The organism is Companilactobacillus ginsenosidimutans (assembly GCF_001050475.1).
GTDB classification, from domain to species: domain Bacteria; phylum Bacillota; class Bacilli; order Lactobacillales; family Lactobacillaceae; genus Companilactobacillus; species Companilactobacillus ginsenosidimutans.
Window position 1 is genome coordinate 1,461,644 of sequence record NZ_CP012034.1, and the last position, 13,312, is coordinate 1,474,955.

General features: G+C 35.0%; 14 protein-coding genes. 2 read left to right on the forward strand and 12 right to left on the reverse strand.

Annotated features, from left to right (window positions below; all coding sequences use genetic code 11):
- Nucleotides 1-32 precede the first annotated feature (32 nt).
- From ABM34_RS07530 to ABM34_RS07555, 6 genes are all read right to left on the reverse strand, one after another.
- Nucleotides 33-236: a hypothetical protein gene (locus ABM34_RS07530; RefSeq protein WP_048704701.1), complete on the reverse strand. Its 204-nt coding sequence runs from the start codon at nucleotides 234-236 to the stop codon at nucleotides 33-35.
- Nucleotides 220-465, reverse strand: a complete 246-nt coding sequence (locus tag ABM34_RS07535; RefSeq protein WP_157023252.1) for a hypothetical protein — start codon at nucleotides 463-465, stop codon at nucleotides 220-222. The genes ABM34_RS07530 and ABM34_RS07535 overlap by 17 nt, the downstream gene beginning before the upstream one ends.
- A 20-nt stretch (nucleotides 466-485) precedes the next feature.
- Nucleotides 486-707 (reverse strand): hypothetical protein, encoded by a 222-nt coding sequence (locus ABM34_RS07540; RefSeq protein ID WP_048704703.1) that lies wholly within the window; start codon nucleotides 705-707, stop codon nucleotides 486-488.
- 121 nt (nucleotides 708-828) lie between these two features.
- Nucleotides 829-1,053: a hypothetical protein gene (locus tag ABM34_RS07545; RefSeq protein ID WP_048704704.1), complete on the reverse strand. Its 225-nt coding sequence runs from the start codon at nucleotides 1,051-1,053 to the stop codon at nucleotides 829-831.
- A 12-nt stretch (nucleotides 1,054-1,065) separates the two neighbouring features.
- Nucleotides 1,066-1,443, reverse strand: a complete 378-nt coding sequence (locus ABM34_RS07550) for a hypothetical protein (protein WP_048704705.1) — start codon at nucleotides 1,441-1,443, stop codon at nucleotides 1,066-1,068.
- A 344-nt stretch (nucleotides 1,444-1,787) separates the two neighbouring features.
- Complete coding sequence (locus ABM34_RS07555; RefSeq protein WP_048704706.1) at nucleotides 1,788-2,888, reverse strand: NAD(P)H-dependent amine dehydrogenase family protein; 1,101 nt, start codon at nucleotides 2,886-2,888, stop codon at nucleotides 1,788-1,790.
- Nucleotides 2,889-3,089: 201 nt separating this feature from the next.
- Here ABM34_RS07555 and ABM34_RS07560 point away from each other — a divergent pair, with 201 nt between their 5' ends.
- On the forward strand, nucleotides 3,090-3,920 hold the full coding sequence (locus ABM34_RS07560; RefSeq protein WP_048704708.1) for a MerR family transcriptional regulator: 831 nt from the start codon (nucleotides 3,090-3,092) through the stop codon (nucleotides 3,918-3,920).
- A 65-nt stretch (nucleotides 3,921-3,985) separates the two neighbouring features.
- Here ABM34_RS07560 and ABM34_RS07565 read toward each other — a convergent pair whose 3' ends face one another.
- The 4 genes from ABM34_RS07565 to ABM34_RS07580 all read right to left on the reverse strand — a co-directional run bounded on the left by ABM34_RS07565 (nucleotide 3,986) and on the right by ABM34_RS07580 (nucleotide 7,328).
- The gene (locus ABM34_RS07565; protein ID WP_048704709.1) at nucleotides 3,986-4,567 is read right to left on the reverse strand and encodes an NAD(P)H-dependent oxidoreductase; all 582 of its coding nucleotides are present in this window, start codon (nucleotides 4,565-4,567) and stop codon (nucleotides 3,986-3,988) included.
- A gap of 75 nt (nucleotides 4,568-4,642) precedes the next feature.
- Nucleotides 4,643-5,209 (reverse strand): Crp/Fnr family transcriptional regulator, encoded by a 567-nt coding sequence (locus tag ABM34_RS07570; RefSeq protein ID WP_053084456.1) that lies wholly within the window; start codon nucleotides 5,207-5,209, stop codon nucleotides 4,643-4,645.
- 126 nt (nucleotides 5,210-5,335) lie between these two features.
- On the reverse strand, nucleotides 5,336-6,190 hold the full coding sequence (locus ABM34_RS07575) for a hypothetical protein (RefSeq protein ID WP_048704711.1): 855 nt from the start codon (nucleotides 6,188-6,190) through the stop codon (nucleotides 5,336-5,338).
- Between the two features lie 130 nt (nucleotides 6,191-6,320).
- Complete coding sequence (locus tag ABM34_RS07580) at nucleotides 6,321-7,328, reverse strand: protein NO VEIN domain-containing protein (RefSeq protein WP_048704712.1); 1,008 nt, start codon at nucleotides 7,326-7,328, stop codon at nucleotides 6,321-6,323.
- 196 nt (nucleotides 7,329-7,524) lie between these two features.
- On the opposite strand from ABM34_RS07580, the gene ABM34_RS07585 reads away from it, so the two are divergent.
- Nucleotides 7,525-8,010, forward strand: a complete 486-nt coding sequence (locus ABM34_RS07585; RefSeq protein WP_048704714.1) for a GNAT family N-acetyltransferase — start codon at nucleotides 7,525-7,527, stop codon at nucleotides 8,008-8,010.
- Between the two features lies 1 nt (nucleotide 8,011).
- Here the strand turns inward: ABM34_RS07585 and ABM34_RS07590 are convergent, their stop codons facing one another.
- Nucleotides 8,012-9,229 (reverse strand): TIGR02679 domain-containing protein, encoded by a 1,218-nt coding sequence (locus tag ABM34_RS07590; protein ID WP_048704716.1) that lies wholly within the window; start codon nucleotides 9,227-9,229, stop codon nucleotides 8,012-8,014.
- Entirely contained in the window at nucleotides 9,229-13,305 is a 4,077-nt protein-coding gene (locus tag ABM34_RS07595; RefSeq protein ID WP_048704717.1) for a TIGR02680 family protein, read from the reverse strand. Before ABM34_RS07595 ends, ABM34_RS07590 begins: the two co-directional genes overlap by 1 nt.
- Nucleotides 13,306-13,312 lie beyond the last annotated feature (7 nt).

Below are 13,312 nucleotides of genomic sequence, written 5' to 3' on the forward strand. Positions count from 1 at the left end.
ATGGAGTTCTGTGCCTTTTTGAGTGTTAACAATCAGTTTAATTTATCGTCGTAGAATTCAACTTTTGTTTGTACGCCTCTTTGCTTTTCTTCCCATGTTGGGAACACCACATTAGCATACGGTCTACCTTTTGAATCCAAAAAGTTCCACTTTTTTTCATCATCTTTTGAAGAATTCAGAATTTTATCATTCTTGTTATCTGTGCTCGAATCATCGAAATTATTTTCTTCCGTCATCTGAGTCCCTTTTTTCTAGCTTTTTATTTTTAACATAGTCTTCGTAAAATTCAACCGAGCCTTCATTACCATTTTGTTTTTCCTCCCAAGTGGGGAGGATAACATTAGCAAAAGGCTTTCCGTTTTCATCAACAACATTCCAGTGTTTACCATCGACATCAGGAAGATCGAATCGTAAATCTACATTTGCTTCTTTCGCTGCTTCCATAAGTTCTTCTTTTGTTAGCATTCTGAATTTTTCCAATGTTTTTATTTATCCTCTTTTTGACTAATTTCATCATCTTTATCCCAAATTGGTGGCAACTTTTCTGGCTTGTCTCTTTCAGACCATGAAGGTATGGTTGCATATCCTAAAGGATTCCCGTCACTATCGACTACATTATTGCGTTTTTCTTTAACAGCACGTACACCAAATCTGGATTTAATATTTGCTTTCTTGACGATGTCCTGTAATTGTTCCCTTTTGTCCATGTGGAAATCCTCCTTTTAAACTTTCTGGAAATGAAATTTAAAGTATGCCGGATAAATTAGCGTTATAAACTATATTCAAAATAAAAGCCACAGAACTCAAAATCCTGTGACTTTTTGAATATTAATCTTTTTCTAGTTTCTTGTTCTTTACATAGTCTTTGTAAAATTCAACTGAACCTTCATCACCATTCTGTTTTTCTTCCCAAGTTGGTAGGATAACATTGGCATACGGCTTACCAGATTCATCAACTACATTCCAATGTTTACCGTCGACATCAGGGTGACCAAAACTAATTTTTACGTTTGCTTTTTTCGCCGCCTCTATAAGTTCTTCTCTTGTTAGCATTTTTATGTCTCCTTATTGTCTATCGTAATCGAAGCCTAACATCTCAAGAGTTTCGAAGTCAATGATATCTTGATCAATCACGCATATTTGCTTATGTTTCTTTTGAATACCCAACAATTCTAAATTTCCAGGTTGATGTGAGTCAAACACTTGAACGACACATTGATAGTCAAAATGTTTTTGAATCAAATTCATTATCTTTGTTTTATACATTGCTTCTGAAGCCTCATTTTGTTTTCTCTTGTTTAAAATTGTCTCCAAATATTCATCTTCACGCTTCGAAAAAGTCAGTTCACCGGTTTCATCAAGAACGTGAGAATAAAATTGTGACATCAAATTGTAGCCCCTCTCAGTATCCAAATCTAATACTTTGTCATCATCTACTTCCACATAACACTTCAATACAATAGGTGTGCTTCCTCGTATTCTTTTACAATGCTGTCTTGCCCACCATTGTGCGGATGAATTATCATTAACGAAAAAATAGATTCCATTTCCAAGCCAGTGATCTAGTCGAGGGTGCAATATGAACTATTTATCTTTAAGTATTTTTTCAGCTGCAATAAGGTCTGTTCCATGAAATACTTTTAGTCGCATATTATCCAACTTTCACCGTAATAGTTATTATGCCGATATCGATAACGTCTTAAATAAATTACGCAAAAATCAGAATAATGATTTCATCGGTCAAAAAAAATACAAGCCGGTAAAACCAGCTTGCATTCATCAATAATTTATTTCGAATAATCCATTTCATCAATTCCAACATATTCATTCATAGGTTTAGTTAGATAATAGTTATTAGGCATTTTTTCAGTGGTGATATAACCTGGTTTCTCATCAATCAACATAGGAATTCTATTGACCAATGTAGCACAAGTCAACTCAACTGTAGCTGGGCGATCAACGGAAATTGAAGTAGTTGGTTCTCCTTCAAATGTCCAATCATTTCTGTCAAAGTCATCTGCTGCATAAACATAGCCCTGACATTGAGTTTCAAAGGTGATTCCTTCTTCAGTAGTTGTCGTGACAATTGCTGCCATACCCACAGCATCTCCAGCATTAATTGTCATATTCAATGTGTCTGAGTGAATATCTTCTTTTTTTACAATTGGCTCACACTTCTGCGTTTGAGACACAATGTGTAAATTCAATTTATTACATAACCAGCCGTTTTGGTTCCACATATAGGAAGGAGTAACTTTACCGTCTTTAATCGCAGCAACCGTTTCTTGATAATTCAGATTATTGTACTTACCAATTTTCTTTTCAAAATCAGATACTGATATACCTGCACCATGTCCTTCAGCCAAAGCAATTCCATAATCCTCAACGTTATAACTGCTAATACCTTTAATAGCATCAATTCTATTCAATGAACCAGCGAGGGTGGTAATTAAGCTTCCCCAATACATATCAGGATAGCCACTACCAGCCAATGTGCAGTTGTTCTCTTTTGCCAAGTCATCTAATTCTTTAGTAATTTCATATGACGAATTCCAAGGGTAGAGGGATTCCTCACAAGTGCTGATAGCATTAACACCATTCTTAGCGCACACGGCAAAAGCTGGTTTCAGTTCTTCCATTGTGGATCGCGTGGCAATAATGCAAACATCGGGTTGAACATCCTTTAACACAGCATCTGCATCTTCCGCACTACTAATTTTGATATCAATAGAATCAATTCCCAGAACATCACTAACAGATTTACCAATTATTTCCGGATTAAAATCGAACGCAGCAACAAGCTCTCCACCGTGTTCCGTCACGTATCTGATTAAGTATTTCGACATCTTCCCACAACCATATTGAGCAACTTTAACTTTTCTATCCATGATAATTCCTCCATCAATCGATAATGTCTTGTTTACACTTACAAGAATACAGTCTATATTTGGTATAAAGTAAAGTGACTTTTTTAACAAAGCTATATTTGCGTGGTATCAGGATTGTATGTCAAATTTCAAGTTTGCAATTAGATTACAAGTTTAATAATCCCTTATAAACTTTATACTATATTAAAGGTTCGGATAAAAATGAAAAAAGATTATCTATCAATTGGACAAATGTCAGCTATCAATAACGTATCGACTCAAGCATTACGGCTTTACGACAAAAATCAATTACTGTCACCAGCGTATCAAGATCCAGAAAATGGATATCGCTATTACACAATTGCTCAGTGTGATCAGTTGGATTTGATTCATACAATGCAAGTATGTGGAATGACATTGGAACAAATAAAAAAACAATTCTCCGAATATTCACCTGAATCAATGTATCAATCACTGCTTAAGCAAGAAAATATATTGTCGAGTGAAATCGAAAAATTGAATCGTCATATGCATACAGTCAAACGCCTAGCATCTAATTTAAATAAGTTACAATCATTACCACCCGATGGGCAGATAACAATGGAATATCTGCCAAGTCGGCGAATTGATACGCTCAAAACGGACATCGACCTTTTTGATCAGGAAGACTTTGGATATGAAATAATGTTGCGGAAGTTTAAACTACACATGTTGCAAAACAAGTTACCTCTCTCATATTTTGTAAACGCGGGGACAATCATTAAAAAAGATGATTTTGCAAACGAGAATTTCCATTCAAATACTATCTTTATCTTTGTAGATAACAATTATCCAAAGAGTGAGTCTCAAGAAGATATACCTGAAAACACATATTTGACCCTATACGGCAGTGACACAAAAGAAGAATTGAGTTATGCACAACAAATGTTTAGCTACATCAAAGATCACAATTTCAAAGTTATAGGTGATTATGTTTGCGAAGTGATTTTCAATTCAGCATTTGGGGAGAAATCTATGAAGTACAAGATTCAGGTGCCAATTAGAAAATTGTAAAACAGAGTTATCTAACTTTAAGAGTCAAAAAAGGTCATGGATCAGCAATCCGTGACTTTTGTATTTCAATCCACAACTCTCTCAGCCCGATCCAACCACTTAACACGTGTCTCATTAGATCTCATCTTAACCATATTAAAGCTCAACCACTTAACATTCTTAAATCCAGATTTCTTAAATGATCCCTTGATCAAAGCTTCCTTAATAGCATTTCCATAGGTAAACTTGTACATAATCTTGGGTGTATTCATAGTTGTTATAACTGTGGTTGATTTCAAATTAGGCAACAAGGTTCTCATGCTTACGCTGTTTGATTTATATGCGTATGTTTGTCCTGGAAAAATAACTTTATCAATAAAGCCTTTCATCATTGCTGGCATTAATTCCCACCAAATTGGGAATACTAGCACTAGATGGTCGGCTTTTTTTAGTCTGTTGGCATAGTCGATTGCTTGTTCGTCGACAGCTTGATGCTTTACGAATCCTAATAAATCACGTCCAGACATAACTGGATTGAAGTGATCCTTGTATAAATCAATGACGTCGAGATTCTTTCCTGCTTTATCAGCACCTGTTTCTAAGTGTTCTAAAATTGCGTGACAAAAACTTCCTTCGTATGGGTGACAGTAAACTACTAATGTATTCATAATAAATACCTCCTGTATTGGATTTATGAATATAATAATTTCGTTCACGAATCATCTCATTAACATATGTTAATATCAGTCAACTTTATTTAATTTGTTTCGAATCCGACTCAATGAAACCGGTGTGATACCAAGGTATGTAGCAATATAATATTGTGGAACTCTTTTCAAAATTTCTGGTTGCTTAGCAATTAATTCTTCATACCTGTCTTGAGGATTCTCTTTAATTCTAGACAGGAAGAAATGAGTATAATCAATAAATCGATGACACATTAATTGTGTGAACATTTCTCTAACTTCTTCGTATTGATTAATAAATTTATCAAACGTACGCTTGTCCAAAATTTTGACATTAGAATCTTCCAAACTCTCGATGGAAAAGTTACTAGGCTCACCAGTATACAAGCTTTCAAACGACGAAACAAAATGTCCCTCAAAGAAAAACTGGAAAGTAATATCCTTGCCATCATCATTATTCCAAAGCCTAAGCAGACCCTTTTCAACAAGAAAAATTTTATCCGCAACATCCCCTTCATACAACAAAGTAGTCTTAGCAGGAATCTGCTTAGTAGTCATATATTTCTCAAGCTCCTCAACGTTAAAATTCTTAAAATGAAAGTTATCAATATCAATTTTTCTCATTTGGTTACCTCCTACAAGCAATAGAGCTTATTTTCAGCTTAACATTGAAAACACACAAAAAGCCCGCACTCGTGGATATTGAGTCTGGGCCATTAAGAGATATGAAAATTTAAAAAGTTTATCAAATTAATTATTTGTATGAATTACACGAGTAGTCGTCGTATTTGTATGAATTACAGGCGTTGGCTTATTTGCAATAATCTGAGTATTGCGTGCTGTTGCAGCTGAAGAAGCAGCGGCGGCGGTTGCGGCGGCAGCGGCCACTCTACTTGCTTGCTCTGTTTGTTTTGAACTTGCAACAAGATCATTAATACTGTTAATCATTTGACTATGTGATTGTTTTTGTTCATCAAGCTGTTGTTGATTATTAAATAAGTCTTCAGCTTGATACATACTTTCAACAATATTTGCTTTGAATCTACTAATATAAAAAGCTAATTGTTGAGACACACCAATTGGTTCATATTCACCTTGCGATTCGATGGTTGGAAATCCAATATCTCCAGGCTCGATTATCAAAGCTGTAATCAATGCATTTTCTTGAAATTCAGAATAATCAGCATAATAATCATCAAACTGATCATCTGTTTCTTGAAACTGTTGTTCAAGTGTCTTATACTCATTCGTCTTATCTTCATCTCGAAGTTCAATGAATGGGATTCGTACGATATTCGTACTTGTAAGCAAGATATATCCAAATAACAACAAGAACGGGATTGAATATAATCTCAATATGTAAAATAATGCAATTGCTGCAATAGCCATTTCAATCATAGCCATACGTCTATGGCGAAATGTGTGATTATGATATTTTGCCATGCGTGAAGCAAAATAATTCTTATCACGAAACTTTCCAAGTTTGTAATTTAACGGAACCAATTTTTTTAAAACGTTACTGCTTTCCGCCATATTATCATTCATTGCCTTCGCATATCTAGCAAAAGTGCTGCTTTCATCTAATACTTGTTCCTTTTGTGACATATTTATTCCCCTTATAACAATCAACATTTAAATAATTTCCTGTTTAATGTTATCACGATTCGGACAATTTTATAAGTATATTTATAAAATATTATGAATAAATATATCGAACGCGTATTTCAATTCTCAGCTATTTACACGAAGCTTGATAACTAATCGGTTTCAACATTATATCATTTATCTTAACAACAGATAGTTTACCTCGTTTTAGATTCTTATCAAATTCCGATACATGATAAAAAAAGTAATCATGATTATTGTTTTCCAAACATTTTTCAGCAACTTGTCTTTCGTTTTCAGAAACAAAGAATCTTCCAGAACCAGAAGTGGATGTTTTTACATCAATTAAATATCTGAAACCATTTGGGAAAATGACTGATATATCATATCCAAGATCATCGCGGCCATTCTCAGAATCCAAGTTTTGTGAAACACCTTCAACATTTGCTTCGGGATATTTCTTCACTAAATAGTCAAGTACGACCTCTTCTCCTGAAGAGCCAACTAGTTGATTTTGAAAATAAATAGTTTCGTAATCTACACGACTTGTATCACGAATAACTGATTCGGATGTATTTTCTCTTTTATTACTGGATTTAAATTCAGCATAATTTTTATTTTCAAGATTAAAATCAGTGCTATCAATCCTTGATTCAATATTTTCATAAACAGGATTCATGGATATTTTTAAAATAAGTCTTTGAATTTCCAAACTGTGTTCGGAGAAATACTCAACTTGTTCCGGATTAAGTTCAGACAAATACTTTTGATTTAATTTTCCATTATTTGTAAATGCCGAGCCATTGTTCTTTTTAAAATATTCTAAATGCTCTTTAATAGAAAAATTGACTTCGTGCATCTTAAGGTCAACTCTCCACCCATCTGGATCCCAGTTATCGTTAACATCAAAATTATTCAAGTCTGATTTATTAAATGAATACGCATCGCTTAAAGCTTCACTGATTGAATAAACTAATCTGTCATGGACATTAAAAACAATATCACCTTTCTTAATTCTACTCATGGCTTCATATCCAGCGTTCTTACTGCCATTTTTGGCACGCTTGGGTGACCATAAGAATTCACCTTTACTTTCTATTTTCCAAGTCTGATTTTGCGAAACTAAATATACTTTCATATCGGTTTTCCTCTCCGATGCATCACATTTGCATCCCATTGTTCATATTTGATTTATTCCTAAAAAGATTAAATCATATTTGAACTCTAAAATGAGGTGTTCGAGAAAATACAATTATTTAGTTCTAATTTCTACTAACTAAGCCTATAATCAGTCATTAAATAATTACTATTTACTTTTATGGAGGTAATTTAACTTGGAAATCATACCCTACAAAACAAACCCAAAACATCTAGCAGGCATAATAGATGTAATAAACTACGGTCAAAACATAGAAGCTGACCTAAAAATCAAAATGGTGGAAGAATATGATCTTTTCGACATTGAAAATTCTTATCAAGCTAGAGGTGGCGAATTCTGGATTGCTTTAGATAATGATAGAGTTGTTGGAACTATTGCACTTTATCCTCTAATCGGAAAAACTGCTGTTTTAAAAAAATTGTTCAGCTATCCTGAATACCGTGGTGACCCTATTCGTATTGGAAACAAGCTTTATGATAAATTTATGGAATTTGCTAAAGCACATGGATACACAAAAATTATTCTGGACTCACCCGAAGGTAGAGATAGAGCACATCATTTTTACGAAAAAAAAGGCTTCAACCAAATAACTGCAGAACAGTTAGAAGTTGAATACCATTATCCGGATCGTAACTCTTTGTTGTATGAATCAAATATTTAAATTAATCAGTTTCCGAAATTATCTGAATTTCATCAATCAATTCTTCAATTTCAGATTCTTGATATACCGCTTTATGGTGTGTAATCAGATTTTGCTTGAGTGACTGTAAAGTTGGGTTATTAATACCCTTTACTTTGGAAAGATTCTCATTTGTAAGTTTTACACCGGAATCTACTTTTTTAAGATAAATCTCTGACGACATTCCAAAAAGATGGACTCTGTCTCCAAATTTTTCCATTAAATTATTAGACATAATTAGTCCGGCTGGATCCAAATCACTTGAATGGTATATTTCAACATTTTTCGGCAACAAGCTTAATAATTTCCACGTTGAATATTTGAACTGACCACTTGTCATAATAATTGGTATATCTTTAAGTTTATCAACAATAATTGCGTAGACACTGGAATTTTCAATTAAGAAAACCTTGTTACCCTTTGATGGAAAAGCAGAATCAAGCTCAAGTAGTTTCATGAGAGGAACATTCCAAACCATGTGTTGACTCGAAGCCGCATGAAATAAATCGTCATTAGCATCAATGTTTTGAACTGTAACAAAATTCAAAATATCATCCTTAACTATGTTCACACTCAAATAAATTTCATTCCCGTCTGTCAGTTTAGGCCTTAATAACTTAATACATTCTAAAAACATTTTCCCTACGGTGGTTGTTTTGTCGAGCCCGTGGGGATTTTTTAGTATCAGAAATGCAAATACAGGCAATCTAGTCGGTTGAGCTGGAATATTATTAAGACATTTTTCGACCTGTATAAAATCATCAAGGATTGCATCGCGGGTGTAATACGATTTTATTTTTGATTCAGATAAAATACTACACACTTTGGGATTTGATACTTGAACAGAAGTCAAAAATCGTTGAAACGCTCTTTCATTTTCCTCGTCAATCGATTGCTTGGTGACTAACTTCTTTCCAATCACTCCTTGAACGAGTTCAAAAATACTAATCCCGGCAAATCTACTATGCTCTAAAGCTTCTTCAAAATCAGATACTTTAAACCGCTTAGTTTTTTCCCATCGAAACTTATTTACTCCTAAGAAAGCCAGTAGAGATGCATTATTACCCAATAATTCCTTATCGATGGTTCCTTTGAATTCACCATATGAATAATATTTGCCAGCCATTTCCTTCATCAGTTTGATGAACACCGGACTCGATTTGAAATATTTTATTGCTGAATCTAATGCTTCCTTCGCCACTATTCTTCCCTATTCTTTCCGTTCCAATGAATCTTAATTGTCGTCACCAAGTCTCCAGCTTCACCTTTGGCTCTCAATAATTCATAGGTGTTCAAGCTTGGGACAGTTGAATATTCGGCCTGTAACTGTTGAGAATTCATGATGTAGTTGAATCCTAGTTGATTGATGGTTTTGAAAAGCTGACTGATATTGCTCTCGTCAATCCCAGCAAATGCTTCATCCAAAGTAATAATTCGAGGTGCAAAATCACTAGCATTATCATACCTTGCCGACATGGCAACAAATAATGGCGTATACATCGTAATAGCTTTTTCCCCACCAGAGAATCTATTGAAAACAGCCCTAGTCAATTGGCGCTTGTTCTTCCCATTCTGAGTGTAAAACATTCTAAACTGGAACCACTCACGGTAATCGAGTGCATCCCTCAAGACAGTAGTCATTTGAACTGACTTGCCTTCATCCTCATATTCAGCACGTCTAGCATTAATCTTGCTATTCAAGAAACGCTTAATCTTGTTCAAGTCAGCATCAGTTAGGGCCTTAGGATCCTTCTTCAGCAAATTAACGCCTTCTTGATTATCAGTATCGCTCAACTCGTCACTAGGCTTAATCTCCCACTTAATATTCAATTTCAAGTTAGAATTATTTTCCTGTTGACGAAGGACAAGGTTGATCTTATCGACCCAATCCTGAGCCTTATTAATTCGTTGGCGAATAATTTTACCTAAGCTGTCAAAAATAATTGTTCGGAATAATTCCTCTTCACCTTGTGTCATAGCTTCTTGGTTAATCGAAATTTGTTGCTTCAGTTTTTCGTCCAACTGAGTAACGGAACTGTCGACACCTGATAACTCGACTAATACTTCCTGCTGGATATTCAAATCTCTGCGCCAATTATCAATTTCAGCTTGATAATCTGAAAAGTCATTAATCCAATCTGGCTCAGTCAAAGTAGACCGACTTCGTTGTTTAGGACCGAAATCCAAGAGGTCATTACTTTGCGTATTGAATTGTCGATTGACGATTTCAATATCGTGACTTAGCTTGTCAGCTTCTGGCATGTGCTCGTCTAACAATTCAGTTCTTAACGTATCTTGGTCCGACTCATCGTCACCAACTTCAATGCTCAATTCTTTATCAAATGTTTGAATCAACAATGCTGAAAAAGGTTTTTCAAACTCGAGTTGTGTTGAGAAAAGATTGATATCACTTTCATATGACCCAACCTTACCAGCAAGCTCATGCAGTCGCTTATTGTTACCTTTTTGCTGGTGCTTGATTGATTCTATTCTATCGTCGATATCCTTTATTTGCTTACGAATATCAGCCAGATCACCAGCAGCACCCTGCAATTTTTTATTAGAGGCCAATGCAAAGTTAATCTGTTGCTTCTTTTCATATAATGTCGTTAACTCAGTTTTTCTTTCAACCAAATCGTTTTCCAATTCAGCTAGTCTTTCAATAACATCGTTAATTCGTTCATTCTGATTATTGATGTTATTTGCAAACTGTTTCCATTCATTAATCCCAGACAAATAAGATTCCATCGATTGAGTCGCTTGAACAAAAGCTTCCTCATTTTTAGCAATCTTAATATTCTGAGTTTTCTGATTAATTCCCAATCTAATCCTCTGAGAGGATTCTTTTTCAGCTTCAAGTGCCACACTAGCTTGACTTACCGTGTTTCTTTGCAACTCAATATTGTGGTCACATACTTCTACCTGATGATGAGCTTGATGCAAATCATCATCTGTAGGTAATTTGGCTTGATCGTCGACAACACGAACAATTTCTTGACGAGTTTCCTCAAGCCTTTTGGTTGTCAACTCTCTGTCACTAAGCTTTTGATTAATCTCCCCCTGAATCTTCTCAATTTGTGATTCACGATATTTTTTCTGAGCAGTCGCACCAATGAATTGAGAAACATAATCCGGTTGAGCTTTTCCAGAAATAATTCCAACTCTAAATTCACCATCAACGGTAATCATGGTTTGAACATCATGATTAGTATCATCAACGGCAATACTATTCAACAGTTCAGTAATTTGGGATTTTTCAATATTAACATCGGAATCCAAATCAGCTTTCAAATAATCCGCTAAAGTCTGCTGCATTAATAAGGGTTCAGCTACCAAAACGGAATCCCCAACCACAATTTTCCCATCTTGAGTAACCAATCCATCTAGAATGCCACTCTCTAGTAATGCACCTTCCAATTTACCGGCAACATCAGCAGAAATATCAGGATTCCAGTCCAGCAGTTGATAAAACGGAACACCATCTGACTGTTGATCACGTGCTTTTTCACGTCTAGATAATCGTTCCGGAACAGGATATTTTTGCGAACGGATATTTTCCTGCTCTGCTTTTAAATCACCAATTTCTTGATCAATTTGGTCAATCTCAGCTGTAACTTCTTTTTCTTGAATTTTAAGTTCGGCACTTTTATTAGTGAATTCATCGATAATTGGTTTCACAGCAACAGAAAAATCAGAAACTTCAGAGGTATAAATTTTATCCAAATTAGACTGCACGGTTCCGATAACTTCATGAGTAATTTCAAAGCTCAAAGAGTCACGATAATCCATCAACGCTTGCTTTAAATTGAATAAATATTCATTGTAACTAGATTCCCAGTCACGTTGTTCAAGCTGCATCTTTGAGAGCTTATCATTCTCCACACTCAACGACCTGTCTAATCGATCAATATTTTCTTCAACTCGGGACTGTTTCTCAAATAAATTGACGATTGCTCGTAAATTACTCTGATACTCATGAGCTTCTGTAATCCAATGTTTAAAGTCAATATCTGTTTTCTCAGAAGTTGAAGAGATTATCAATTGATGTTGAATTGTAAAACTAAGCTTGTCAGCAATGTTTTGCATCTTCTCACTCAATTTCTTCAACTCATTCTCAGTTTCAGCCTTCTTATAATTCAGTCCGTTCTGCTTATCTTGTTGAGTATCAATATTTACTTGATTTTGTAATACTTGATTATGTTTATTCTCATAATCCTTCGAAATATTCTCAAGGTCCTTCTCTAGCTTGGTCTCTTTTTCAGCCAACCCAAAAAGTTTATTACTGGAAAGCTTGTTTCGAAGATCTCCTTGAGCAGTGAGTTCAATTTCCAAATTATCGACAGACTGAGTCAACTCATCTTGTAATTGTAGATTATTTTGTTTTTCATTCTCAACATCATTAAGCCTTTTGTTCAAACTCAAATAAGCATCTGAATGTTTCTTCGATGTATGGGCTAGCGTTAATAATTGATCTCTACGATATTTGTTAAATGCTCTAAGAAGTGGTTGAAGCGCTTTTTCCTGATTCTTGCTATCCTGAATATTCGAATTTGCTCTCTCAATTTGGTCCAAAGTCTGGGCGCTTGCTTGCACATTGTCATCCGTCAAGCTTGGAAGTGATGATGCCAAAATATTTTCCAAATCATCCGGCTTGAAATCTTTATTCAGTTTAGGATTACGAAGTTGAATCAATAAACTAATCGTATCTTCAAAATCCTCGATAGAATTGAATCCAAAAATATGGTTGCTCACGTATTTCGCGTAATCCTTAGCTTTATCAAAAACATTGCCACCTTGAACTAACTGATTCTTCAATTGTTTCTTGCTTAAGGTCGTGGCAGAGTTTTCCGTTTCATTTGTTAGAAGTGAAAAGTCATAATCAGCACCGATTCTTCGACCATCTTCAATTACAAAGTACCAGCGGTCAAGGTTGGTGGAATTTCTGCGTCCATGCATCCCTATCCCAGTCGTTATATATTTATCACCAAGCTTATATTCCGCCCATAAATATCCAACTGCTTCGTCTTTTCCACTGACATCTTTCTCGCCAAGCAAATAATCCAACATTTTACGGTCGCGACTACCAAAAGAATCTAAACGACTAGCTTCAGTGTTACCGTCAAGTAGGACTGGCATCAAACTCTGCATAGTAACTGATTTACCCGCACCATTACTACCACGCAGGAGTAAATGGCCATCGCTTAATTCAAAAATCTGATCTTGATAATACCAAAAGTTTATTAATCCCAATCGATTTAAAACATATTGATTTTCCATGACTTCT

Coding starts and splice junctions, on each gene's coding strand:
- ABM34_RS07535 (WP_157023252.1), bottom strand. CDS start 465: ATGCTAACAAAAGAAGAACTTATGGAAGCAGCGAAAGAAGCAAATGTA.
- ABM34_RS07560 (WP_048704708.1), top strand. CDS start 3,090: ATGAAAAAAGATTATCTATCAATTGGACAAATGTCAGCTATCAATAAC.
- ABM34_RS07580 (WP_048704712.1), bottom strand. CDS start 7,328: ATGAAAGTATATTTAGTTTCGCAAAATCAGACTTGGAAAATAGAAAGT.
- ABM34_RS07540 (WP_048704703.1), bottom strand. CDS start 707: ATGGACAAAAGGGAACAATTACAGGACATCGTCAAGAAAGCAAATATT.
- ABM34_RS07595 (WP_048704717.1), bottom strand. CDS start 13,305: ATGGAAAATCAATATGTTTTAAATCGATTGGGATTAATAAACTTTTGG.
- ABM34_RS07575 (WP_048704711.1), bottom strand. CDS start 6,190: ATGTCACAAAAGGAACAAGTATTAGATGAAAGCAGCACTTTTGCTAGA.
- ABM34_RS07530 (WP_048704701.1), bottom strand. CDS start 236: ATGACGGAAGAAAATAATTTCGATGATTCGAGCACAGATAACAAGAAT.
- ABM34_RS07565 (WP_048704709.1), bottom strand. CDS start 4,567: ATGAATACATTAGTAGTTTACTGTCACCCATACGAAGGAAGTTTTTGT.
- ABM34_RS07545 (WP_048704704.1), bottom strand. CDS start 1,053: ATGCTAACAAGAGAAGAACTTATAGAGGCGGCGAAAAAAGCAAACGTA.
- ABM34_RS07570 (WP_053084456.1), bottom strand. CDS start 5,209: ATGAGAAAAATTGATATTGATAACTTTCATTTTAAGAATTTTAACGTT.
- ABM34_RS07555 (WP_048704706.1), bottom strand. CDS start 2,888: ATGGATAGAAAAGTTAAAGTTGCTCAATATGGTTGTGGGAAGATGTCG.